Source organism: Bacillus sp. FSL K6-1218, assembly GCF_038006445.1.
Taxonomy (GTDB): Bacteria; Bacillota; Bacilli; order Bacillales; family Bacillaceae_G; genus Bacillus_A; species Bacillus_A thuringiensis_S.
In genome coordinates, this window is the sequence record NZ_JBBOVE010000001.1 from 3,546,553 (window position 1) to 3,572,445 (window position 25,893).

The window sequence follows — 25,893 nt, forward strand, 5'->3', positions numbered from 1 at the left end:
TTATCTCATTTTATGTACTTCAGCAACTAGCTTTCCACCCTGAATGCCCATATAAAGCTTCACAGGTGCATCATTCGTATTTTCAAATACTAAATCTAAATATGGATATGCAATTGTAGCATCTCTTCCTTGAGGAACATAACCTACCGTTTTAGAATGTGTAGTTCTCTCCACCATTTTCAGGCCAGCTTGATCTGCTGCATTGTATAAAGTTGAAGATGTTTGGCAAACACCACCACCGTATCCATCTACTAATTTACCATCAACTATTTCTTTCCCTAATTGATATCCTTTGTCTGGTGTTGTATCACCGATTAATGAATTAAAAGAGAAACGGTCTCCTTTTGCTAACACAACTCCATTTATGCTCGCTGCTGACAAACGAATATTCTCAATACGGCCACCTGTTGAACCGCCTAAGTTCGTTTCATATCTACCAATTACCGTACCATTTCCTTGCGCATCACTTAATGTTGCGACTGGTTTTTTCTCCACGATCGGCAACTGATACGTAGCATCCCACATACCAACATTTAACAATTTATCTACTAATTCTTTTTCCATTAATTCATAAGAAGGTTTTCCTTCTTGCCAACTTCCATCAGGTGCTATACGTGAAGGAACCATTTTTTTGTCGACGCTTTTTCCAACCTCACCAACAACCTTTGTTACAGACTTTTTAAATTTCGCTTCATCTTCAAAATAGCCTAAACCAGATAAATCTAATTTTTTCACTTCAGTACCAGTTCGACCATCAACTAAACTAATAGTATCCTGTACTTCTGCTTTAGCCTCTACAGTGTGCCCACCAATATCACTTACCAATGCAACATCACTTACTTTTGTACCACAGCCACTCACTACAGCTACACATAACACCCCAACTAATATACCCTTTACTTTACGGAACAATATACTCTCTCCCTTTCCCCAACATCACTATTATGTATTTATTTCATTTTTATGTATGTTTTGTTACAATCATTTTACAATATGTTTATAAAATGTTACAAGTTATTTTTCACTCTATATAAATTACTCTTTTCTTTTACAAATGTCTATACATATTTACATAAAAGTTTGAGTTTGATAGAATTGTAACTTTTATGTAAACTCTCCCCTTTATCCAGTATATACCATTAAGCAAAAGAAATACAAATCAAAAACCCTCAAGCTATTTTTTATAAAATGAAACTTTAATCAGTGGGGTCTTACTGCCCGTTAATGCGGGATAAAGAGAAATCCCATCAACATAAATAGGTATTTGCCGTGCCACCGCTCCGCTTTTGCACATACATTATGGTGAATTCAACCTATTTTAAAGAAATGGAGGATGTTATTATGTATCCCTACAATCCATATGATCCATATAATCAATATGCGTACCAACAACCACAGTATGACTTACAAGCACAATATCAATCTTATATAGATCAAGCAGAGCAAACGAATCCATATGACCAAAATAGACAATTCCAACTTCCAATCTCTTTTCCTGGCACTGGAAATCGTCAATTAGAAAGACGCGTAAATGAGCTTGAACAAAGAGTACGTCAACTAGAAAATACAGTTGAGCGCCATACACGTAGACTAAACCGCTTAAACCAACGTTTACGCACAGTAGAAAACAGACTAAACATTCCATTCGCAGCATTAGAAGACGGATTTTAATCGAGAAAATAAAATTTATATAAGGAAGGGGCTCCCCCTTCCTTATATAAATTGACGAAAGTTTTTTCCATCTCTATACTGATAAGAGTTAATGAAATGAAACAAGGTGATAAATATGGATTTTGAAATAAATTATCTTTCCTTTTATGTTGTACAAGTAGAAGGAAAAGGTGAAGCAGTTGATAAACGCTACAAACATTTTCAAACTTTAGACGCTGAAGAATATGAAGATAGCTCCTTAAAAGAATTTTTGAATGGTGAGTTATTAAAAATATCGAAGCGAAAAGTAGAACGTCATGCAAAAACAGAACAAGCCCCAACAAAAATTGGTCGCTTTATTGTAGAGGAAGGGCACGAACTTGATTCAAACCCTCATTACAACCTTTTTAATCGTATTCGCTTTGCAGAAACAAAAGAAAACTTCAAAGATATGAGCGAACCTCTCGTTTATACATATCTTGACACAAGCGCTGTACGCGGTGGTGTATTTTTAATTGCTCAGGCAAAACTACGCAAATACTTTGATGATCCATTCGTATTCGTAATGAAATGCGACTTCGAACCCAAGGTTGCTTCTATTTCTGATGAATCAACACTGATTCGTAACGTTGAAATGGCCATCACAACAAAGAATATGAAATCTATCCAATATCCGTACATGCCTGAAGAAGGTATGGTTGAAGTAGGCGAACTAAAAATACACCAAGCATCACATGCCCGCTACTTTGAAGACTTCTTAAAATTCGTCGAATATGAACGCTCTATTCCTGAAATTATGAAAACACAAGTAATGGACATGGTATACGACCAAATTGAAGATGTATTTGAAGAAGGTACGGAAGAACGCGAACAATTCGACCAAGCGATGGAAGTATGGGCTGCCAGTCCGAAACGCGAAATTATGGAACAATTTTCAACCGAAGAAGTAATGGAAGCAACCGCTCAAATCGTCGAGCACGCTCCTGAAGTGGAATTAAAACTAAAAGCAGATCATATCTCTGTGAAGGCCCTGCTTGCTGATTTCGGGGATCAAATACATATTGCGAAGGTAAATGACCGATATGTACTTATGATTGAAGCAGACACACTTACGTTTGAAAAAGGCTTCTCTCCTATTGAGTTTCTGAAGCCAGATGAGCTGCAAGATGTGATTGAGCGGATTGAGAATAAGCAGCAGTATAGCTATAGTCCAGAGGGAATTGAATAGAACAACTGCAAAAAACCCTACCTCTTTTATAGAGGTAGGGTTTTTCACATTAATCACGTATTTTCCTATTGCTATCATAAGACAACTTTCTAATGCTATATATTTGATTTAAGGAGGTAAATACATATGATCATTTACCATAATCCTCATTCTTTAACTGAAGTTAGCATGATTCCTATTGAAAAAATAAGTCTATTGTATAATCCACACATTACAAAATCTTATTCTAAAAAAATGAACAGTACTATTGAATATCTTGATATATTTGATTTACTCTTACCAGTCGAAAAGCATCCTCTAAAAGATGAATACATTTTAGTTGGAAAATACGATTGTTACAATTTCATAACTAATAATCCACATATAAAACAAATCCCCTGTATTATTGAAGATTTTACAGAAAAACCTTCACAATACCTCAAAATACTTCGTAGACTTCATAACAAAGGCGATTCTAATAAAACCAATAGACAATTTATTTTAAATAAACTTGAGGAAAATCATTTCCCTCTATTACAAGTTTTAAAACAGACAGGTTTTACTAAAAACGATTTACGGGATTACAATTATAGAGTAACCGTTCCAAAAAACTACATAAACAGCCATACCACTGAAAAAACTATGAATTGGATTAGTGATTTAAAGTTAAAAAGTAATACTAAACAATTTTTATATAAATGCGCAGGTCTTCCAATAGGAAATCATAAAAGATTAACTGAAGAGAAGAAAAAATTCCTACAACATTTCTTTGCACATGCAAAAGGATTTGAAAAATTAACTACTCCTCAACAGATTAACATTCTAACTAACGCCCTAAATTTCAAAGCAATAATGACTGCTCAATTACAGCAACAAATTAATTGCTATTTAATACGATGAATTTAAATTTATGTAGTTAGAAATAGAGGAGAATGTCATTTAACCTCTACATTCTCCTCCATCTCAGCCAAATACTTAATCTGCCGTTCTGCTTTTCGCACTGCCGTACGAAAATGTTTTTTCAGCAGTTCTACTGTATTTTCACTTATATAATATCTTTCCGTAATACTTTCCCACGTGTCACTACTTTCAAATGTACTCCATTCAAAAGAGCGTTCTGTATTTTTCTTTAGTTCTTTAAACACCCATTTTCGCATCTTTTTTTTCGCTTTTTCCGTTAGTTTCCCGTCCTTTACAAGTTCCAGTTCGCCATGTCTTTTGTATCGTTTATGAATATCTCTCTCGCTATATACTTTAAGAAGTATATTTGCTGTATTCTCAGCATCTGCTAGAGCACGGTGCTGTTTCCCTTCCCATGTTAAACCGAGCTGTTCTACTGCAAATTGTAAACTTGGCGTATGTTCAAATAATTCTTCATACGCTTGGAAAACAAATTTTTGCAAATCAATTCTATTTTCTTTTTCTATACTTGGGCATTCAACACCATGTAATGCACAATCATGAGATAGAAAGCGATAATCTTCTTTTCCCCATGAAACAAATATACAATCTTCGCCGATGAACTGAATAAATTTCTCTATAATTTGAGGGAATTTTTCTACACCAATTAAATCTTCCTTTGTAATTCCAGTCAATTTTGTCGTATGACGAGTTAATCGTGCACTTGGTTTTACTAACTTCGAAAACTCTTCAATTATCTTCATTGTACCTATTTCTATTTTTACAGCTCCGATATCAACTATTTCTGACGGATCTTCTGATTTATACGGTCTGAAATTCCTCTCAATATCAAACACAATAAAATGTGTAGCGTTTTTCAATTTATTTACCTCTTTCTAAATTCCTTTTCACACAAACAATCTATTTTCAGTATTTATTTATTCATGTACTTTATACAAAAATACTCCGAATAAATAAATGAAAATTCAGTCTTGTTATGATATGTAAGTAGGAGGACATCTATAAAAATGCAAAAAAAAGAAGGGCGAGCCCTTCTTTTTTCAAAAATTACTTCTTGTTTACGTTAGTAGCTTGAGGTCCACGGTTACCTTGTTCTACTTCGAAAGTAACTTCTTGACCTTCTTCTAAAGTTTTGAAGCCTTCGCCTTGGATAGCTGAGAAATGAACGAATACATCTTCTCCGCCTTCAACTTCGATGAAACCGAAACCTTTTTCTGAGTTAAACCATTTTACTTTACCGTTTTGCATGAAAAAAATCCTCCTACAATGTACCTATATGTACATATTCATTTTCAACCACCTTACAATAATAAGCCAGATATTAAAAAACTGCAACCCCTGAGGAGATTTAACATTGCTATCCTCCTCGGAAGTTACAGCTCATTTAAATCTCTATATTATTAAAAGTAAAATGGTTTAAACATACTATATCATATCAATATAATAAAAGTAAAGTTTTTTTCTTAAATTATTTTTTGTTCCCACTGCATTGCTTTTAATTCGCCTGATCCGGCTACTACATAACCATCTTTTTGATTAACAATGCGCCATCCGTGCCCTTTAACTGAATCACATACTGTAACAATACCTTCGTCAAGAAGCACACGGCACACACTACTAATACCCGCCTTATTTTGTGTTGAAGTTGTATATAAAACATGTTGATCTACACTTAAGTCTAAATAACTACTTGCTTTCTGCTCACTTTGACATGTATGCCAATATATTTTTTCACTCGCAATACTTTCATCTATTTTACAATAAGAAATATTCCCGCTAACTCCCTTGCACGATCCACTTGCCGCTACTAAATAAGAATTGTGTAAAGTCAACGCGGAGATCATTTGATTCATCGTAATTTTAATCCTCTTTAATTTACGTGTCTTCAAATCAAAGAGCCAAACACCACCATATTTAGCATGTATTTTCGTACCAATAAATAAGTAATGCTTATATAAAAATAACGATCGAATAGACGGTGCCGCACTGCCATACTCAAGAAACGGATGAATAGTCTCCCATGTCGAACCGAAATTATTAGAAAGATACAGCGTTTTTTCTCCATGAGCAATGACAGTTCCTTGTACATTGCTACATACATTCCAACTCGTTGCTTTTGTTGGAAAACGCTGAATTGTCCAGTTCTCTCCACCATTCATACTACGAATAAAAATCCCTTCGTCACCTACACCATAAACTACATTATCTTCGCTATGTAAATCCCTAATTCGTTTTTGAAAACCATTTAAAATTCGTTTCCATTCTCCGTCTTGTTCAATAAATAAGCCATTATATGTAGTAGCTAACAACAGTTTTCCATCTCTTAACTTTGTAATAGCAGTTGCACTTAACATTGTCTCCACGTTGACACTCCCATTCTTAGAACTTCTCAGCAAATGCAATTGCAAAATTACTGCATTTTTCAACATCCTCTTCATCTTCTGGAGCTAATTCAATTTTCAGCCCTTCTTGTACAAGCTCTGCACCGCGTTCTACAAGACGCTCTTCAAATATCGTTACCGCTTCACAAAATAGTTCATACGCCGTATCACCGGATCCGAATACCGCTACCTTTTTCCCAGCTAAATCTATATTTTCTAAGTCCTCATGAAAATCTTCCGCTTCAAATGGTAATTCACCATCGCCCCACGTATAAGATCCTAAAATGATTCCATCATAAGCTAATAATTCTTCAGCATCCATGCCTTCCATTTCTTGCAATACTACTTCATGATCAAAAGCATCTAAACTAACTTTAATTAAATCAGCAATACTCTCTGTATTTCCTGACATACTTGCATAAGCGATTAAAATTTTTGCCACTTTGGCATCCCCCTCTAACAATAAATGATTCTCATTCTCATTATATTAATAATGAGAATCAATTTCAATTGATTTTTTCTACTTTTATTTACATTTCACATTACTTATTTCAAATAAAGTGAAACTTTAATGAGCGGGAGGTTTGTTCATCCCCCACTCATTATTAGTTGAACCAATCGGACTTTTACGGGCAGCAGGGCCCCCACCTAACTTCTTTGCTTCCGCTGAATTTTGAGGTGGGGGTCTTACTGCTCGGCAAATAGCGGGATAAATAAAAAAGCACAGATGACTATACAATCATCTGTGCTTTTTTATTACTTTTTAAAAATACCAAAAGGCTTTCCTACTGGTAAAACAACTTTTCCGAAGTGTGTATTTAACACTGCTGCTGCTGAACCATAGAACGATAATAATGAAATAAGAAGTTCAGAATATGCTGCTAAATTATGCATTGCGTGCGGCATAACACCTAAAGTACTTAATGAAAGACCAATAAATAAGAAATCAATAAGGACGAAGATCATAAATAATACTTTATGTGTTTCCATTGCACCAATCGTCATAAAGATTGTGAAAATCAAATATCCGATAAAGGCTACACCAAGCTGTTTTGAATCTGCAGCTTGTGCTAATTTTTCGCCAAATACTCCAAGTTGAATTAACCAAGTCATTCCAACACCTAACCAAAATAGGCCGTACGCACCAAATGCTGTCGTACCGAATGTATTGTTATGCTTTGCATCGTGAATGCAAGCAAAGATTTGTGCAAATCCTCCTAAAAAGATTGCCCATGGTAATACAAGTGAAACGCCATCTGTTAAGCCTAACTTTTGAGATGATGCTACAAGTGTTACCATCGCTAATCCAAATAGACCAATTCCAGATGGATCCGCTGTTGTCATTTTCACATGATGTGTAGTAGTTTGATTGCTCATATAAACCTCCTGATTATAAACATACTCGAATACAATACTTAAATCAGAAGCCTATGTCAATGGTTTTTTTTGTATGTTGTCAGACGTTATATTTTATAATGATTAAATATATTTCCGACTACTTCATAAGGTTTTATATTCACTTTTTCCAACTCTTTTATCGGTATCCATAACGGAATATAACTTCCTCTACCTTCCCGCTGAAATTCCTCAGCTGTTCCGTTTCCGAACACTCCGCCTGTAATATAGGCAGCATAATAATATTCATTTCCTTTATATTTTACCTTTGCAATAAGGTGCTCCACTTTTATATGTACCCCTAATTCTTCGTATACCTCTCTTTTCGTTGCTTCTTCAGGCGTTTCACCTTCCTCAATCCCTCCTCCAGGAAAAACATAATATGTTTCCTCTTCTCGAATACGTTTTATAAGAGCGATTTTTCCTTCCTGTACAATGATAGCCGCCCCGCGATTTCTTATCATGTTATTACCTCAATTCGAATCGCGACTGTTCCCCACTTTTTTTCTTGTTCTTTCGTATATATTTTGTATGTACTTTCTAACATTTCCTCTAAACTATCATTTTCACAATCCAATAATTTTTTATCGATTTGTTCATACATAGCTTTAAAGCTCTCGTATCGCTTTATTTCCGTTACTTTTACCGTCATCATTTCTGTTGTCGTAAGATTCGTAAATACGATTTCATCGCCTTTGTTTATTAGTTGACGTTTTTCATCGTATAGGCGTACTTCATATACTTTTTTTCCTGATTGAATTGACTGAAACGGTTTATTATATAAACCCATTTCGTATCGCATACATCCCACTCCCTTTTGTTCATTTCACCTATAAATACAGTTCACATTACTACATCTTGCATATAATATTCCATACGTATCGCTTAATTGAGAAAGGAGGCTGAAGAAGCGTGTTATATTTAAATCAAAAACCTGAATATAATAAATATGATATTGGTGATTATACTTATAGTAAAGTAGGGCCAACCATTTTTTCTTGGAACGATGAAACAAAATTAAAAATAGGTAAGTTTTGTTCATTAGCAGAAGAAGTCGTTTTCATACTTGGCGGTGAACATCGCGCAGACTGGATAACAACTTATCCATTTAATGCACTTTTTGATGAAGGAGCACATATTACTGGTCACCCTTCTTCAAAAGGTGATATCGTAGTCGGCAATGATGTATGGATTGGTTATCAATCCTGCATTTTATCTGGTGTTACAATTGGTAACGGGGCCATTATCGGCGCCAGAAGCGTTGTTACAAAAGACGTACCCCCGTATGCAATTGTAGCTGGTAATCCTGCAAAATTTGTTCGATATCGTTTCCCGCAAGAAACGATTGACAAACTAGAGAATCTCGCATGGTGGGACTGGGACATTTCTGTTATAAAAGGAGCCATTCCATTACTACTCTCCGACAAAATCGACGAATTTTTCACCTCGCCCGAAAAAGAATCTACATGATAAATACAGAAAGAGCATCCGGAAAAAAGGATGCTCTTTCTGTATTTATTTTTTATTTATTTTTTATTTATTTGCAAATGATTACACGGAGAACATTGAAATGGAATTTTATCTAAGCAATTAAAGTTTGTTTCGCAAATTTGTTCAATCGTTGGAACAAATGGAATGACAACTATGTTACTTTCTACTATTTGTGTAACAGGTGGCAATACTGTGCCTACTTGATGTTCAAAACGAATACTCGCTTGATTTATATAATTTCCTGAACCATTTGGCGCGCTCTGTACTGCTACTTGGAACGAAACTGTCCTTGCTTCACCAGGATTTAAACTTCCGATAAGAAACCCTACTGCCGGGCTTACATTCGGCACTGGCGTATTATCAACCGTTACACTTCCAGGAACAAATCGAACACTACTATCTAACATATCTTGAAAACGAATATTTTGCATTACAGTATCACCCGTATTTGTGATGACTGTCGTAAACGTAATGACATCTCCAATTGTTGCTGCCTGTAAATCTGCCGTTTTTACGACTGTCGTTGAGACATTTTGAGGAATAAACGGGATAACAACTGTATTACTATCACCTTCAACTACTACTGGCGGCTCATTCGGATTTACAGTTGCGAGCCCATTCGCTGTAGCAGTATTTGTAACTAAATTATTTACTTGCCCTCCTGTTATTACAACTTGGAAATTAATAATTGCTGCATCATTTGGCTGAAAATCACCTAACGGAATACCAGTATTCGGATTAGCAAATGGAAGAGGTACATCATTTACCGTTACCGTACCATTTATAAATAGCGTATTCGGATCAATGATATCTGTTAACACAATATTGGTCACAGGAACTGTACTATCATTTATAACAGCGATTCCGTAAGTGACAACATCCCCTATCATTGCTACTTCAAAGTTTGCTCCTTTTGCAACAAATAAGATTGCAGTATTTACCGTTACAATAACTGTATTGCTCGTGTCCATCACTGTAACTGGCGGCTCTCCTGGTACTAAAATATATTCTGCTAACGCTCCAGCAACGTTTACTACTGTTCCACCATCCGGAAAACTTGTAATCGTAGCTTCATATGTTACAAGTGCCGTCTCACCAACTGGTATATCAGGTATCGTAAATCCAATCTGCGGATTTAACCCCGGTTGCGGAACCCCATTTATCGTTACACTATTTGGGACGAAATCAGCTTCCTGAGATAGCACATCGATAAATTGAACATTCATTGCATCAGCAGTACCAGTATTTAATATACGAACAGTATACGTTACCTTTTCTCCTACGCCAACAACTGAATGATCTACTTCTTTTAGCATATCTAAGCTGCCTCTATTTACCGGCGTAACCGTCGTATTACTTGAATTTGTAATTGTAGACGGAGGTTCTCCTGGAATCAATTCGAAATCACCCGTTACTCTTGCTGTATTCATAATGCTACTAGAAGGCGGAACTGCGATTACATTTACTTCAAATGTAATTAATACGCTATCCCCTACTGCAAGATCAGGCAATGCAAAGCCTACAAATGGATCTAAACCTACTTGCGGAATCCCATTTATTTGTACACTTCCAGGAACGAATTCTAAACTAGGTGATGGAACATCGATAAACTGAACATTCGTTGCTGTTACCGTTCCCGTATTTGTAACTTGCACACTATACGTTAACGTATCTCCTAATCGTGTCGCTTCTTTATTTACAGATTTTATAACGCTGAATCGTCCTCTATTCACTCTAGTTATCGTCGTATTACTCGGCTCTGTTACTACAACCGGTGGCTCTCCTGGCACTAAAGTAAAGCTTCCTGTTATATTTGCAACGTTCGTAATTGTTCCTGATGACGGGATGTTTGTAACTGTCGCTTGAAACGTCACTATAACTGTTTCACCTACCGGTATATCTCCAACTCCAAATCCAGTAATCGGATTTAAGTTTGGTTGCGGGGCTCCATTTATCGTTACACTATTTGGTACAAATGACGCCCCTGCTGAAATGGTATCAACAAACTGAACATCATTAGCTGTTACTGTTCCTGTATTCGTTATTTGAATCGTATACGTTAATATATCTCCAACGAGAGTAGCAACCCTATTTACTTGTTTAATAACATTAAATTGCCCTCTATTTACAGTTGTAAGCGTTGTATTACTCGGTTGGTTTACTATAACTGGTGGTTCTCCTGGTACTAATACAAAACTTCCCGTTACATTTGCCGTATTGGCAATTGTTCCGTTTGTTGGCACACTAACAACAGTTACTTGGAATGTGACTTCTACACTTTCACCTGGATTTATATCTGGAAGCGGGAATCCATTATTCGGATTGAATCCAGGTTGTAACACACCGTCTATCGTTACACTGTTCGGCACGAATGCTATAGAGGAAGGTAATACATCACTATATTGAACATTCGTTGCTGGCACTGTCCCTGTATTTTGAACAACTGTTGTATATGTGATTGTATCGCCTACTGCAACAACCGGCTGACTTACTGATTTTAAAACATTCAAACCAGGCTCATTGATTTCTGTTAATGTCGTATTACTTGTCGTTGTTTCCGTAATAGGCGGTTCTGTTTCACTTACAGAAAAAGTAGCTGTAACGTCTACAAAGTTAACAATCGTTCCACCTTCTGGTATGCTTGTAACCACTTCCTGATATGTGACGAGTACAAAATCATCTACAGGTATATCTGGAATTGTAAAACCAATGAAAGGATCTAATCCTGGTGCTGGTACCCCGTTTATGCTCACGCTTCCTGGTACAAATGCTACACCGGCGGAAGTAGTATCGATAAATTGAACATTCATCGCTGGCACTGTTCCGAAATTAAAAATCAATACATCATACGTTAATATTTCTCCTACAGTCGCTACTTCTTTATCTACTAGTTTCAATGGAAAAATCGAAGCTATATTAATTGTCGTAACGACTAAATTCGTTAATATCGTTTCCGTAATCGGTGGTTCCTGCGGATTTGGTTGTGAAGTAAATGTAACGTCTGCATCATTTAATATGACTTCATTATCTGGAATTTCTGTAATCGTCACTTGGAATGTTACCTCAATACTTCCACCAGCAATTAATAATGGCGTAACTGCAAATCCTATTTCTGGATTTAAACCAAGTTGCTGCACTCCACCTATCGTTACACTATTTGCGACAAATGTTGTTCCTTCTGGAATGACATCTTGGAAGAACACATCTGTAACAGGGATAATCCCTACATTCGTTATTAGCACAGTATACGTTAATACATCCCCAACAGCCCCAGTTGCAACATCAACTGTTTTTGTTGCTGTTACTTCACCAGGAGGAGGTAATGGGATTGTAACTACCGTTGTATTACTTGAGTTCGTTGTTGTTACAGGTGGTTGTAAAGGATTTAATAAGAAAGTGGCTGTAGCAGATGCTGTATTTAATACTGCTCCACGTGTAGACGGTGCAACTACCGTAACTTGGAACGTTACTGTCAAGGATGTTCCAGCTACAATATTAGGAAGTGGGAAACCAACATTTGGGTCAAATCCAGGTTGTGGCGTTCCATTTATCGTTACACTATTTGCTACAAATGTTGTTTCTAACGCAATTGGATCAATAAAAGAGACATTCGTTGCTGTTACTGTACCGTTATTTCGAATGGCAACAGAATACGTGTAAGTTTCTCCAAGTGCTGCTTGTTGTACAGATGAAGATTTTTGTATATTTAACTGTGCTGTGTTTACTTGCGTCACTACAAAATTACTATTTGTAACAGTCGTTATTGGAGGGTTTGCTGGATTTATAAGAAAACTTGCAGTAACGTTCGATTGGTTTCTTATATTTCCACCGCTCGGAACACTCGTCACTGTAACTTGAAACGTAATCGTAGCCGTTTGCCCGACCGGAATATTTGGTACCGGGAAACCTGCCATAGGATCCGCGCCTTGCTGTACGACTCCATTTATCGTCACACTATTTGCTACAAAGGCAGTACCAGACGGAATTGGATCTTGAAAAACAATATTCGTTGCAGAAACAGTTCCTGTATTTTGAATAAGAATCATATACGTTAACGTATCTCCTACACCTGCTTGTGGTGTATTTACACTTTTTATTACATTAATTGATCCTACATTCACTCGTGTCACAACGGTATTACTAATTGTTACAATTGTAATTGGCGGCTGCAACGGGCTTACTTGAAAATCGGCAGTGACATTTGCATTATTCGGAAGCGCCCTATTTGGTGGTACACTCGTGATTGTCACTTGAAAAGTGACCGTCACCATACCTCCTACTGGAATATTAGCAAGTGGAAATCCAGTTGTTGGGTTTAAACCTGGTTGAGGTGTCCCGTTTATTGTTACACTATTCGCTACAAACGTTGTTCCAGATGGAATCGGATCAAGGAATGATACATTTGTCGCTACTACCGTTCCACTATTTTGTATAGCAACTGTATATGTTAGTGTATCTCCTACACCTGCTTCAGTAGCACTTACACTCTTCATTACATTTAGCCCTGAGGAATTCACAACTGTCATAACAGTATTACTTGGAACCGTCACAGTAATTGGTGGCTCTGTTGGATTTACAAGGAAATCTCCAGTGACATTCGCATTATTTACAACATTATTTCCTTGGGGAATTTCATCAATTAACACTTCAAACGTAACAATTAGATTCGTGCCAGTAGGCAAATCATTTAATGGGAATCCAAGTTCTGGATCTACTCCTTCTTGTAAAACACCATTAACAAATACACTGTTTTCAATAAATAATGTCCCTTGCGGAATTGAATCTTGGAAAAATACATTTGTAGCTGGTACACTACCTGCATTTATGATTTCAATTGTATATACTAAAACATCCCCTACCGTTGCAACATCCGTATTCACTGATTTCACAACTTCAAAGTTCCCTGATTGTACAGTTGTATTCACAATATTACTCGGAACATTGATTGTTACGGGTGGTTCACTCGGATTCACTTGAAAACTTGCTGTTACATTTGCTTGATTTAAAATATCTTCATTTTCTGGATCCTGTACAATTAATACGTCAAATGTGACTACAACTGTTTGAGCCGCAGGAATATTAGGAAGAGGAAATCCAGTATTCGGATTCAATCCACTTTGTGTTACTCCATTAATTGTTACAGAATTTGCAACAAATGAGACAGCGGTAGAAATGGCGTCTTGGAAAACCACATTTGTTAACGGAACGTTTCCTGTATTTTGAACGGCAATGGTATATGTTAAAGTGTCCCCTACTGCCGCTTGTGTTGTATTCACTTCTTTTATTACATTTAAACTTCCTGTATTAACTTGTGTCACAACCGTATTCGTTAGTCTATTAATCGTCACTGGCGGCTGGTTCGGAATAACGACGAAATTAGCAGACACATTTCCGCGATTCGCAATCGTACCGCCTGACGGCGTAGATGTTACTCGTACTTGAAATGTAACAGTCCTACTTCCAGCAGGAGATATATTGGCTACCGTAAACCCAGTCGCTGGATTTGCCCCAGGTTGTAAAACCCCGTCCACAGTCACACTATTTGCGATAAATGTCGTTCCAATTGGAATCGGATCTTGAAAAATAACGTTCGTCGCAAGTACATTTCCTGTATTTTCAATTGTAACAGTGTACGTAAGAACGTCATTCACTGTCGCAAAAGCTCTATCCACTGTTTTTCTCGTTCTTATATCAGCTATATTGATAGTCGTAACTACAGTATTACTTGTCGCTTGCCCTGAAACTGGTTGTTGACCAGGAACTGGAGTAAAGGTAAATGTTGCACTTGCACGATTGGGAATTGGATTGACAAGAGGATTAGATGTTACTCGAACTTGAAAGCGCACTACAGTCGTTTGCGAAGCATTAATACTTCCTAGATTAATACTACTTGCTGGATTCGCTCCTGGACGTGCTACGCCATTCACTGTAACGCTATTTGCGACAAATGTTGTTCCAGCAGGTATACTATCAACAAAAAGAACATTGTTTGCAGTAACGTTTCCATTATTTGTGACATTAACTGTGTACGTTAATACATCATTAATTGTTGCGGTCTGTAAATCTACAGATTTTTGCATACTTATAGTTGCTTGATTCACTGTCGTTTGTACTGTATTTGAAGAAGACATACTAGTAATAGGTGGACTACCTACAAAAGGACGGAATTGATATGACACCATTGCACGATTTGAAATAGGATTTGGGTTTGGGAACGATGTTATTCGCACTTGAAATGTAACAACTCTTTGCGTGTTATTTGGGAGTGTGCCTAAATTAATTCCATTAGCAGGGTTCGCATTCGGCTGTGTTACTCCACCTACTGTTACACTACCTGTAACAAACGTCGTTCCGTTCGGAATACTGTCTTGTAATATAACATTTTCTGCGCTTCCTGTACCTGTATTAGGAACTGTAATTGTGTAGGTAAGAATATCTCCAACTCCTGCAACTGTTCTATTGACCGATTTAACAGGATTAATAATTGGCCCCGTTGCATCAATTTGAACCCCAAAACCAGCTGCAGCATATCCATCTCCATTAGTAACGAATCGAACCGTTGCTGACGTTTGATTATTTACTAATGATGCAGAGGCATTTACATTTGTAATATCCCACCCTTGTCTTCGAACGGCTAAAGCTATCCCTAAAGGCTGATTCAAATCTCCAAACGTTCCAGTGGTATCTAACTCTCCAATGTCGTTACAAATTTGTGACTGAAAGAAATTATTTGCGGGGTTTCTCGGGCCGGATAATGCAACTGTAGCATTTGCATTCGGTCCAAAGCGAAGTTGATCTCCAACAATGTTAGAATCACCTTCTTGAGCAGTTACGAGCACTCGTCCTGTTACAGCTCCTGTAGCTGGAGTAGCAAATCCTGAAATAGTAGCATCAACTGGTGGTGATGAAGCATCAATAATTTCTTGACCTGCATATACTGACAAATTTCGAAGTGGTAAACTGGCATTTTGATACACAACCTCAAGCGTCCATCCAGCTGAACGACTGATTGTTGGGTCGGCTGAAGTTCTTGCAGCTGGCACAGCACCCGTTGTATATGTTCCTGCTCCACCTGCACTAACAAGATTCGTTACATTGGCAGAGCGAGCATAATAAAACTGATTTCCTACTGAACCTTGCTGCGCGGTAACAGGATCTGGCGTAACAGAAAACGTTCCTGCTGGCGTTGTGAATGTAATGTTATCATTTAAAAATGGTAACACATCTTCCGTATCAGTCCGGAAAGTACCAGCCCAAACTAATTCTGCATATAACACACTGCTTCCCGCTGGAAGATTTAAAATTGCACTTGAAGAATTCAATTGCCATTCATCTGTTGTCCCTGCTGGGAATCCTGGTACTTGTAGCGCTGTATTTACTGTCGTAAACACAGCAAGTGTACCAAAAATATTACCTGGTGCAGGTGATGTAGGGCTAAGTCCCAGCGTATTCCCAGTGAACGTGACGGCACCAGGTACTGTTGTCGTAAAACGATTTATAAAAGGCACACAATCATCTCATTTCATTTATAGTAAAAAGTGCTCTATACTATAAAATGTAGACAACCTATGGGATGTACGTTGTCCAACAAAATTCCGCACATATGAGAGGAGTTTATAAAACTATGCGCTACGTTATTATAACAGGAACTTCACAAGGTTTAGGGGAGGCTATTGCCACACAATTGTTAGAAAAAAATACAACTGTCATCTCTATTTCTAGAAGAGAAAATAAAGAGCTTACTAAACTTGCAGAGCAATATAACAGCAATTGTATTTTTCATTCCCTAGATCTTCAAGATGTACATAACTTAGAAACTAACTTTAAAGAGATCATTTCATCTATTAAAAAAGACAATGTATCCTCTATTCATTTAATTAATAATGCGGGTACAGTTGCACCTATGAAGCCAATTGAAAAAGCTGAAAGCGAACAATTCATTACGAACGTTCACATTAATTTACTTGCACCTATGATTCTTACATCTACGTTTATGAAACATACGAAAGACTGGAAAGTAGCTAAACGTGTTATAAACATTTCATCTGGTGCAGGAAAAAATCCTTATTTTGGATGGGGCGCTTATTGTACAACGAAAGCTGGTGTAAATATGTTTACACAGTGCGTAGCAACCGAGGAAGCAGAAAAAGAATATCCAGTAAAAATCGTCGCTTTTGCACCTGGTGTTGTTGATACAAGTATGCAAGCACAAATTCGTGAAACAAATAAAGAAGATTTCATAAATTCGGACCGCTTCATTGCATTAAAAGAAGAAGGAAAACTATTATCACCTGAATATGTTGCGAAAGCTATTCGTAACTTACTAGAAACTGAGGACTTCCCTCAAGGCGAGGTTATTAGAATTGATGAATAACAAAAAGGCGTGCTATTTTAGCACGCCTTTTTGTTCTACTTTTCTAAAAATATGAGCACAGACTCCGCAATCTGTTCATAACCGATTTCTTGATAAATTTTATTAGATGTCGGATTCGCTAGATCAGTATATAACGTAGTCGTCTTGTAACCTTCATCTAACAAACGTTGACTAAGTGCCGCTACACACTTAGATGCGTATCCCTTTTTCCTTGCTTCTTTCGGCGTATATACAAAATTAACTGTTATATTATTTTTAGTTGGTCTCGTTTTTGCAGCTACAGAAACGAGTTTTCCGTCTACTTCTAGACCAAATAAACGATGAGTAATGATTAGTGTATGTGCCGTTTGTTTTGCTTCTTCTTTCGTAATAGGAAGATTCACATCTTCGCAAAATTGATAAATCCACTGTTCTATTAATAGTAGCTCATCACTACCTATTTCTCGAAAAGCCCCATCCTCGGTCCACTTCTTCTTAACTTGTTGTAATGCATACACACCTTGCTCCATTACAACATTCGTTTTCTTATTTTCTAACACGGCAATCTCTTCCGCTAATTTCTGTACAATTTTCTTATTACCAATCAATCCAGGAACATTTGAATATACTTTCGTTAATTTTTTTGCAAGTTCCACGATATCCTCTTCCTCAATTTCAGACGTAGCAACAATGATTTGTTTCTTTTCTTCTGTTTGAAGAAATACAACTACAATTTCTTCTCCTTGTTTCGCTATCCCCATAAATATCGGTTGTTGGACCATTTGTAATACACCTAATATGAGATTATTTTCCTGCTCATTCTTTTCTAAAAATGGTGTAACCTCTTCTTTAAAATTAAGAATCTCTTCGTATACATGTAATTGAATCATCGACAATCTCTTCCCTCTATTTATAGTTTCATTAAGTATTGGCGATTAATTCATTAAATCCCTCTTTTACGATTCAATACTATGCGAAGTTAACATATTCAAATCAGTTTCAGCTTGTAAAATTCTCTGTTTTTCTTTTTCAAATACCTCTTCTTCTTTTTGAAATGACTCTTTTCGATTTTTAATCATACGCTCCATTTCTTTTTTACTCGGTCCACCGTATACATTTCTTTTTTGAATAAATGCTTCTGGCGATATAATTTCATTCCACTCTTTTTCTAATAAATTTATTTTAAAATGTTCTTGCAAATACATATTTACCTCTTTGAAGTGTAATTCATGTAGTTCTTTTTTCTGCTCCAATGACATATTTGCAATAGCACTTGCTGCATGATGAGCATGCCGAAATGGAATTTCATAATTTTTTGTTAAAACATCGGCGAAATCCGTTATCGTTATTGCATGTTTATAGGAACGACTTTTTAACGTTTCTTCTTCTACTTTCATCGTTCGGATCACTGCATTCATCATACAAAAAACACGAATTGCCTTTTCAATCCCTTTATATAAATATGGCTGCAAGTCATCTTCCGTATCGACAATATCACCAAATGGTGTATTATGAATCATTTGAAATACTGTAAATGCTTCTCCTAAAGCGCTACTCGTAATCGCACGGGCATGTTCAATGGAAACTGGATTTCGCTTTTGCGGCATAATGCTACTTATTTGTACATATGGCTTTGCAATAGTAATACCGTCATATTCTTTCGTTGCTAACAACAAAAAGTCATGAATCCATCTACTCGTATTCGTCATCATTACCATAAGTAGCGAGCTAACTTCTAATAAATAATCTGCTCCGGCAACAGCATCATATGAGTTCTCAATTACATTTGTAAATCCAAGTAGATGAGCAACTCGTTCTCGTTTAATCGGGAAACTTGTTGTAGAGAGTGCAGCCGCCCCCATTGGAGACTGATTTAAAAGCTGGTACGTTTTTTTCATTCTTTCTAAATCTCTTTGCATCGTATCATAAATTGCTAAAGTATAATGACCAAATGTTGTTGGCTGTGCTGGTTGTGTATGTGTATAAGCTGGCATGATCGTTTCCTTATGATCAGCAGCAAGTTGCAGTACACTTTCTTGCAATACCAAATGATGTTCCATTAATCGTAATACATATCGCCTTAAACTCATGCGATACATCGTTACCCCCATATCATTTCTACTTCTACCAATATGCATATTGCTTACAAAATGGCATTTCGCTTCTTGAGAAATTAAATGTTCGACTAAAAAAAAGAGATCTTCATGCTGCTTTGTATATAGCAATTGATCTTTTGGAATTCCCTCTACCTTTTTAAGAGCGTTTAATATAACTTTAGCTTCTTCCTTTTTCATTAGACTTTCTTCAGTCAGCATCGTAATATGTGCTTTATGCACTTGAAACATATCTTTCAATAAGTAATTTCGTTGAAAATCAAATACATGTTGTAATACACAATCCACATATGTTTTTCCAGGGAAATCAGCGCCTTCACTCTTTATAAACTCTTCCTTACTCTGTTTCATCACCTTTTCCCCTCTCACCTAAGTATTACTACCCATCATACCCAGAGATAGGAAAAAAGTGCTTGTACATAAAGTGAAACTTTAATCAGTGGGGGTTTTCTTCATCCCCCACTGATTATTAGTTGAACCAATCGGACTTTTAGGGGCAGTTGATCCCCCACCTAACTTCTTTGCTTTCCCTGAATTTTGAGGTGGGGGTCTTACTGCCCATTAAAGCGGGATAAAAATAAACTCGGTGCTCTCTGCACCGAGTTTATTTAATAAAAGTTGCATCATACTTATCACTTTGCAACACTTGGAAATGTAAGTTTGCTAAATGTTTCCGTATTTCTGCACTGTCGTCCTCATTTAAATTATTGGCTAAAAACACTATTTCTGTACAGTTCCCGCGTTTATCCATCGCATAAACTGCTTTTGTAACTGTCCATGGCGTATAGCCATTTTTTTGCCCTGCATGTCTAAATGTTTTACGATATTTTTTAGCGCTCATATCTGTTTCAACGATATTCGCCCACACTTTTTCTTCAGCTTCTGTCAAGCCACCTTTATGGTTTGCCTTTTGAAGTAATACCATATAATCATTTGCAGAAGCTGCTGGTAATCTATCTGACCAAATTTTGTCGTAACGTTCCTCTAAATAAAGCGGAATTTCCTTCTGTAATAATGGTCCCTTCTTCTTTAAGCGTTCATGAATAATCATCGCATATTCACGATATTGCTCTTGAGACATTTCTTTTAACTTTTTCTCTATTTTATATTTTGGAACATGTAATTCTTTATGCAAATATCCTGGGATATACAAAGATGAAACGATTGGAAATAGTGGTTGATGTGCAGGAAGTGATAAACTTTGTAAATTTCGATTGATGTTATCTAATCCTAACAATTCCATTAAGTATTCAGCATTTGCATTCGAACTAAACTTAACCATTCCTTTTGCCACTTCTTCTAAAGAAACCGCTCCTTCAGTTATCTTGCCCGTCTTCTCCAAATACTTTTGCCATCTATCTTGTGCACCACCATCTGTATTCGGTACATAATAGCGATTCACATCATTAATCGACACGAAACTAGACGAATCAATTTTCCCTTCAGTAACTTGTTTCGTATATTCAAGCGCCACAATTAATTTCATCGTACTAGCAACTGGCAATACAACATTTGGGTTTACAGAATAAACAACTTTATCATTTCTCTTTACTAGAAGCGCACTATTTTTTTCATCTTTATGTTCTTCAATAAAAGATGCAATATACTGTGCATCATCATTATTTGAACTCCATACTTTTTTCACTAAAAAGTTACCCGATATTAGCAAAACAAAAATACCCACAATTACTGCGCATACTATAGTTTTTTTCAAGTAAAATTCCTCTCCTATTGTGTAACTCTTCTCTATTTATCATTTAAAAACAAAATAATGGAGATGGTCATTTAAATAACCATCTCCATTATTTTAACTTGTATGCTCCTATTATGTCTACGTCATAAATTTCACAAAATCCTCAAGAAACTTTTTATAGTGTAACGACCAACCAATTCGCACCCAATTTTTTAATGCTTTTGCATCAGGTTGAGGCCGAAAATCAGCAATACTCTCTCCTTTTGCAATTCCAGCTGTATCTACATCGACACGACGATATACATAATCTAAAAGGGATGGATTTGCCGCAACCATCATTGTAACGACGTCATGCACTGGACTTCCTTTTATTTTCGGATTTAACTTTCTATAAGCTTTATAATAATACGTAAATATCGGCTCGATTAACTTATTAAAACTCGTTTTAGAGTGTTTCGTAATATATTTTACCATTTCCGGCGTAATAATTGCTTCAGATGTAACGTTAAGTGGCACTAATGTCACATTTTTGGCATTTTGCATAACTAATTGTGACGCAATGGGATCACCATGAAAATTCGCCTCTGCGACTGGTGTTACATTGCCAGGCATTAAGAAAGCACCGCCCATTATATAATATTCTTTCACATACTTCATCATCGGCTTTTCTAAAATAAATGCTGTCGCTAATGTTGTTGATCTACCAGCATCGACTATTATTAATTCTCCTTTATATTTTTCAAGAAGATCAAAAAATGTACAAAAAGGCTTTATATTTGGCGAAAAAGTTTTTGGAGGTTTAATTGGTCCTAAACCGTCTGTCCCATGAATTTCTGGATAATACGTTGTAACATCTCCGGATAAAGGAATTTTCGCACCATTAATAACAGGTATATCTTCCCGTCCTGCCATTTGCAATAAATATGCGGCATTACTTGTCGCCTTTTCTTGTGTTACATTCCCATATCCCGTTACTACCCCAACAATATCAATATCAGGATGCAACAATCCATACATAATCGCTAAAGAGTCATCAATTCCTGGGTCTCCTAAAAATAACACTTTTTTCATCGACCTCAACTCCATCTCCTCAGTTGTTATTAACTTATGAATAAACGTGGATATACAGAATAAAAAAGAACAAATTCATACGAAAAAACGCAGTCTTATAAGGACTACGTTTTTCAGCTAACCTATACTGTTTTTTTTACAGCACTCATACTTCCAATAACATAAGCGATAAATGCAAAACAAATTGGGAAGACAACTGTATGTATACCGAACGGATTTGGATAGAAAAGATGAATACACATATATGAACCTACTCCAACGAAAATGGAAGCAAGCGCTCCTGTAGCATTTCCTTTTCTCCAATATAACCCTAATACGATTGGCCAAATGAATGCTGCTTCTAATCCACCGAAAGAAAATAAATTTAGCCATATTAAAAAATCTGGTGGTTTAATCGCCGCTGCATAAACGAGTAGTCCTACAATACCAGTAATCCACAAACTTCCTTTTTTTATCGTACTGTCTGCTGCATCTTTATTTATGTAATTTACGTATATATCTTTAATAATTGACGAGCTTACAAGTAATAATAAAGAGTTTACTGTAGACATAATCGCTGCCATTGGTGCGGCTAAAAAAACTCCAGCTAACCACGGTGGTAACACTTCCATCGCAAGTAGCGGCATTACTTTATCTGGTACCGTTATACCTGGAAGTACTACTCTTGCAAATACACCTGTTAAATGCATACCGATCATAATTGTGCCAACGACAACGGTTCCAATTATTAAAGCTTGGTGCATAGCTTTTGAATTTTTATAAGACATGGCACGCACGCTAATTTGCGGTAAGCCTACAACGCCAATTCCAATTAAAATCCAAAATGATGTAACATATGATTTTGTTAAACTGCCATCTGCTCCGAATGGTGTAATTAACTTTGGATTAATTTGAACAAGTTCCTGCATAATCTTTTCAATTCCACCACCAGCAATGACAGTAGCAATTAAAATGATTGTTGTTCCAACTAACATAATGATTCCTAATAATGTATCTGATAGAGCAACTGCACGAAATCCACCAATTAATACGTACACAAGTACAGAAAAAGTAAATAAAAATAGTGCTGTTGTATACGATAGACCCGTTAGTGACTCGATTAATCGACCACCGCCAACCCACTGGGCTACTGTCGCTGAAAATAAAAAGATAATAATACATAACGCAGAGAGTATAACAACTGCTTTATTATTGTATCTCCCTTTTAAATAATCGATAAGAGTAATTGCTTCCATCTTCCTAGCGATAATTGCAAACTTTTTACCGATAACCGTTAAAACGATATACCCTGTTACAACTTGAATCGCAGATAACAGTACCCATCCAAGCCCCATATTGTAAGCAATACCAGGGCCACCAATAAAGCTACTTGCACTACCGTACGTAGCAATCATTGTCATCGCTAATAATAAACCGCCTAGCTCACGCCCACCAAGAAAATATTCTTGTAAAAATTTATTATGAGCAGTTGCTTGCACGCGTCTTGAAGCATATACACCAATTAAAAATACAACGATAAACGAAATTATCATTGGAATGATTACATACCAATTCATCTACTATTCCTCACTTTTTTCTTCCTCATCGAGTGAAATATCTTGAAATACAAAACGAACAACTAAACTAAGTAAAATAACCATAACGATAAATCCAACGATACAGCTATAAAAAAACCATGCGGGAAAACCTAATACATATGTATATTCATTCGGATTTTTACTACCAAGCCCATAAGCAAATCCGTACCATATTATAAAATTAATAATAGCAAGTCCAAGACCAATTAACGCTTCTCTATGGGCTATTCGAAAGCGTGGATCATCATGATAATCTTTCATTTTCACCCCTCCTCTCACGATGTATTATTGTACCATTGTTCTTCTAGTTTTTCCTACTAGAAAGCAAAAACAAGCAGGATTTTTTATAATCATATAGAAGATTCTCTTACATTACATATTTTTTACAATTGTAACACAAATGAAATTTGAATTTTCAGTATTTATTAATTATGATTTTAATTAGAGGCTTTCCATCTAGTTTCCGCATCCCTGATTTCGGAATAAGCGCCGTCTCGTACTGCGTTTACATTATATTTTCAAGGGGGTTATACAATGAGTCAACTAGCTGTAAATCTTCATGAAAAGGTAGAAAAGTTTCTTCAAGGTACAAAAAAGTTATATGTGAATGGATCTTTCATTGAAAGCGCTTCCGGAAAAACATTTAAAACACCTAACCCAGCAACTGGTGAAACACTTGCCGTCGTTTCTGAAGCTGGTCGCGAAGATATTCATAAAGCTGTAGTCGCAGCTCGTATGGCTTTTGACGAAGGTCCTTGGTCTCGTATGAGCACTGCTGAGCGAAGCCGTCTCATGTACAAGTTAGCTGATCTAATGGAAGAACATAAAGAAGAGCTTGCACAGCTCGAAACATTAGATAACGGAAAGCCAATCCGTGAAACAATGGCAGCAGACATACCACTTGCAATTGAGCATATGCGCTATTACGCTGGCTGGGCTACGAAAATCGTTGGTCAAACAATTCCTGTTTCCGGTGATTACTTTAACTATACACGCCATGAAGCTGTTGGTGTCGTTGGTCAAATTATCCCTTGGAACTTCCCGCTTCTTATGGCAATGTGGAAAATGGGAGCAGCGCTTGCTACAGGATGTACAATCGTTTTAAAACCTGCAGAACAAACTCCACTATCTGCTCTATACTTAGCTGAATTAATTGAAGAAGCTGGATTCCCGAAAGGTGTTATTAATATCGTACCTGGATTTGGTGAATCAGCTGGACAAGCTCTCGTTAATCATCCACTCGTTGATAAAATTGCATTTACCGGTTCTACTCCTGTCGGTAAACAAATTATGAGACAAGCATCCGAATCATTAAAACGAGTTACACTTGAGTTAGGCGGTAAATCACCAAATATCATCTTGCCAGATGCTGATTTATCTCGCGCGATTCCTGGTGCACTTTCTGGTGTTATGTTTAACCAAGGACAAGTATGCTCTGCTGGATCACGCTTATTTGTTCCGAAGAAAATGTATGATAATGTCATGGCTGATCTCGTCCTCTATTCTAAAAAACTAAATCAAGGTGTTGGTCTTAACCCTGAAACAACAATTGGTCCTCTCGTTTCCGAAGAACAACAAAAACGTGTAATGGGCTACATTGAAAAAGGGATTGAAGAAGGCGCTGAAGTACTTTGCGGAGGAAGTAATCCATTCGATCAAGGCTACTTCGTTTCTCCTACAGTATTCGCTGACGTAAATGATGAAATGACGATCGCAAAAGAAGAAATTTTCGGTCCAGTTATTTCTGCAATACCGTTTAACGATATTGATGAAGTAATTGAACGTGCGAATAAATCGCAATTTGGCTTAGCTGCTGGTGTATGGACAGAAAATGTTAAAACTGCACACTATGTTGCAAGTAAAGTACGTGCAGGTACAGTATGGGTAAACTGTTATAACGTCTTTGATGCAGCATCTCCATTTGGAGGATTTAAACAATCTGGCCTCGGCCGTGAAATGGGGTCTTACGCATTAAATAACTATACAGAAGTGAAGAGCGTTTGGCTTAACTTAAATTAATGAGAAAGAACCTGACTTACC

Annotated in this window: 21 protein-coding genes; 6 read left to right on the forward strand and 15 right to left on the reverse strand. The window is 36.6% G+C overall.

Annotation, left to right across the window (positions count from 1 at the left end; all coding sequences use genetic code 11):
- The gene (locus MHI26_RS17950) at positions 1-912 is read right to left on the reverse strand and encodes a VanW family protein (RefSeq protein ID WP_000488994.1); all 912 of its coding nucleotides are present in this window, start codon (positions 910-912) and stop codon (positions 1-3) included.
- Between the two features lie 429 nt (positions 913-1,341).
- On the opposite strand from MHI26_RS17950, the gene MHI26_RS17955 reads away from it, so the two are divergent.
- The 3 genes from MHI26_RS17955 (at position 1,342) to MHI26_RS17965 (ending at position 3,757) form a co-directional block, all read left to right on the forward strand.
- Positions 1,342-1,671: a hypothetical protein gene (locus MHI26_RS17955; protein WP_000283711.1), complete on the forward strand. Its 330-nt coding sequence runs from the start codon at positions 1,342-1,344 to the stop codon at positions 1,669-1,671.
- Between the two features lie 115 nt (positions 1,672-1,786).
- Positions 1,787-2,878, forward strand: a complete 1,092-nt coding sequence (locus MHI26_RS17960; protein ID WP_061665755.1) for a DUF3900 domain-containing protein — start codon at positions 1,787-1,789, stop codon at positions 2,876-2,878.
- A 126-nt stretch (positions 2,879-3,004) separates the two neighbouring features.
- A complete protein-coding gene (locus MHI26_RS17965; protein ID WP_061665756.1) occupies positions 3,005-3,757 on the forward strand; it encodes a hypothetical protein in 753 nt (250 codons plus the stop codon).
- Between the two features lie 35 nt (positions 3,758-3,792).
- On the opposite strand, the gene MHI26_RS17970 is transcribed toward MHI26_RS17965, so the two are convergent.
- From MHI26_RS17970 to MHI26_RS18000, 7 genes are all read right to left on the reverse strand, one after another.
- On the reverse strand, positions 3,793-4,638 hold the full coding sequence (locus tag MHI26_RS17970) for an exonuclease (RefSeq protein ID WP_061665757.1): 846 nt from the start codon (positions 4,636-4,638) through the stop codon (positions 3,793-3,795).
- Between the two features lie 187 nt (positions 4,639-4,825).
- Positions 4,826-5,026, reverse strand: coding sequence for a cold shock-like protein CspB (cspB, locus tag MHI26_RS17975; protein ID WP_001179150.1), 201 nt, complete (start codon positions 5,024-5,026; stop codon positions 4,826-4,828).
- 215 nt (positions 5,027-5,241) lie between these two features.
- Positions 5,242-6,141: a WD40/YVTN/BNR-like repeat-containing protein gene (locus MHI26_RS17980; RefSeq protein ID WP_000449490.1), complete on the reverse strand. Its 900-nt coding sequence runs from the start codon at positions 6,139-6,141 to the stop codon at positions 5,242-5,244.
- Between the two features lie 16 nt (positions 6,142-6,157).
- Entirely contained in the window at positions 6,158-6,601 is a 444-nt protein-coding gene (locus tag MHI26_RS17985) for a flavodoxin (RefSeq protein WP_001062758.1), read from the reverse strand.
- A gap of 314 nt (positions 6,602-6,915) precedes the next feature.
- Positions 6,916-7,536 carry an acetate uptake transporter gene (locus MHI26_RS17990; protein ID WP_000070938.1) on the reverse strand — a complete coding sequence of 207 codons (621 nt, stop codon included), beginning with the start codon at positions 7,534-7,536 and terminating at the stop codon, positions 6,916-6,918.
- A gap of 86 nt (positions 7,537-7,622) precedes the next feature.
- Positions 7,623-8,018, reverse strand: coding sequence for an NUDIX hydrolase (locus MHI26_RS17995; RefSeq protein WP_000620828.1), 396 nt, complete (start codon positions 8,016-8,018; stop codon positions 7,623-7,625).
- Positions 8,015-8,356 carry an ASCH domain-containing protein gene (locus MHI26_RS18000; protein ID WP_001268349.1) on the reverse strand — a complete coding sequence of 114 codons (342 nt, stop codon included), beginning with the start codon at positions 8,354-8,356 and terminating at the stop codon, positions 8,015-8,017. Before MHI26_RS18000 ends, MHI26_RS17995 begins: the two co-directional genes overlap by 4 nt.
- Positions 8,357-8,466: 110 nt before the next feature.
- On the opposite strand from MHI26_RS18000, the gene MHI26_RS18005 reads away from it, so the two are divergent.
- A complete protein-coding gene (locus tag MHI26_RS18005) occupies positions 8,467-9,024 on the forward strand; it encodes a CatB-related O-acetyltransferase (RefSeq protein ID WP_000966307.1) in 558 nt (185 codons plus the stop codon).
- A 56-nt stretch (positions 9,025-9,080) separates the two neighbouring features.
- On the opposite strand, the gene MHI26_RS18010 is transcribed toward MHI26_RS18005, so the two are convergent.
- A complete protein-coding gene (locus MHI26_RS18010; protein WP_061665758.1) occupies positions 9,081-16,553 on the reverse strand; it encodes a DUF7507 domain-containing protein in 7,473 nt (2,490 codons plus the stop codon).
- A gap of 116 nt (positions 16,554-16,669) precedes the next feature.
- Here MHI26_RS18010 and MHI26_RS18015 point away from each other — a divergent pair, with 116 nt between their 5' ends.
- Entirely contained in the window at positions 16,670-17,419 is a 750-nt protein-coding gene (locus tag MHI26_RS18015; protein WP_001271055.1) for a (S)-benzoin forming benzil reductase, read from the forward strand.
- Positions 17,420-17,454: 35 nt separating this feature from the next.
- Here MHI26_RS18015 and MHI26_RS18020 read toward each other — a convergent pair whose 3' ends face one another.
- From MHI26_RS18020 to MHI26_RS18045, 6 genes are all read right to left on the reverse strand, one after another.
- Positions 17,455-18,288: a GNAT family N-acetyltransferase gene (locus MHI26_RS18020; RefSeq protein WP_000615388.1), complete on the reverse strand. Its 834-nt coding sequence runs from the start codon at positions 18,286-18,288 to the stop codon at positions 17,455-17,457.
- Between the two features lie 66 nt (positions 18,289-18,354).
- The gene (gene argH, locus MHI26_RS18025) at positions 18,355-19,863 is read right to left on the reverse strand and encodes an argininosuccinate lyase (protein ID WP_000813975.1); all 1,509 of its coding nucleotides are present in this window, start codon (positions 19,861-19,863) and stop codon (positions 18,355-18,357) included.
- A 253-nt stretch (positions 19,864-20,116) separates the two neighbouring features.
- Positions 20,117-21,226: a serine hydrolase gene (locus MHI26_RS18030; protein ID WP_000751366.1), complete on the reverse strand. Its 1,110-nt coding sequence runs from the start codon at positions 21,224-21,226 to the stop codon at positions 20,117-20,119.
- A gap of 117 nt (positions 21,227-21,343) precedes the next feature.
- Positions 21,344-22,276, reverse strand: a complete 933-nt coding sequence (locus MHI26_RS18035) for a nucleoside hydrolase (RefSeq protein ID WP_061665759.1) — start codon at positions 22,274-22,276, stop codon at positions 21,344-21,346.
- Positions 22,277-22,398: 122 nt separating this feature from the next.
- A complete protein-coding gene (gene panF / locus MHI26_RS18040) occupies positions 22,399-23,832 on the reverse strand; it encodes a sodium/pantothenate symporter (RefSeq protein ID WP_001104816.1) in 1,434 nt (477 codons plus the stop codon).
- A gap of 3 nt (positions 23,833-23,835) precedes the next feature.
- Entirely contained in the window at positions 23,836-24,114 is a 279-nt protein-coding gene (locus MHI26_RS18045) for a YhdT family protein (protein ID WP_000656239.1), read from the reverse strand.
- A 273-nt stretch (positions 24,115-24,387) separates the two neighbouring features.
- Here MHI26_RS18045 and dhaS point away from each other — a divergent pair, with 273 nt between their 5' ends.
- Positions 24,388-25,872: an aldehyde dehydrogenase DhaS gene (gene dhaS, locus MHI26_RS18050; RefSeq protein ID WP_000080279.1), complete on the forward strand. Its 1,485-nt coding sequence runs from the start codon at positions 24,388-24,390 to the stop codon at positions 25,870-25,872.
- The last annotated feature ends 21 nt before the right edge of the window (positions 25,873-25,893 follow it).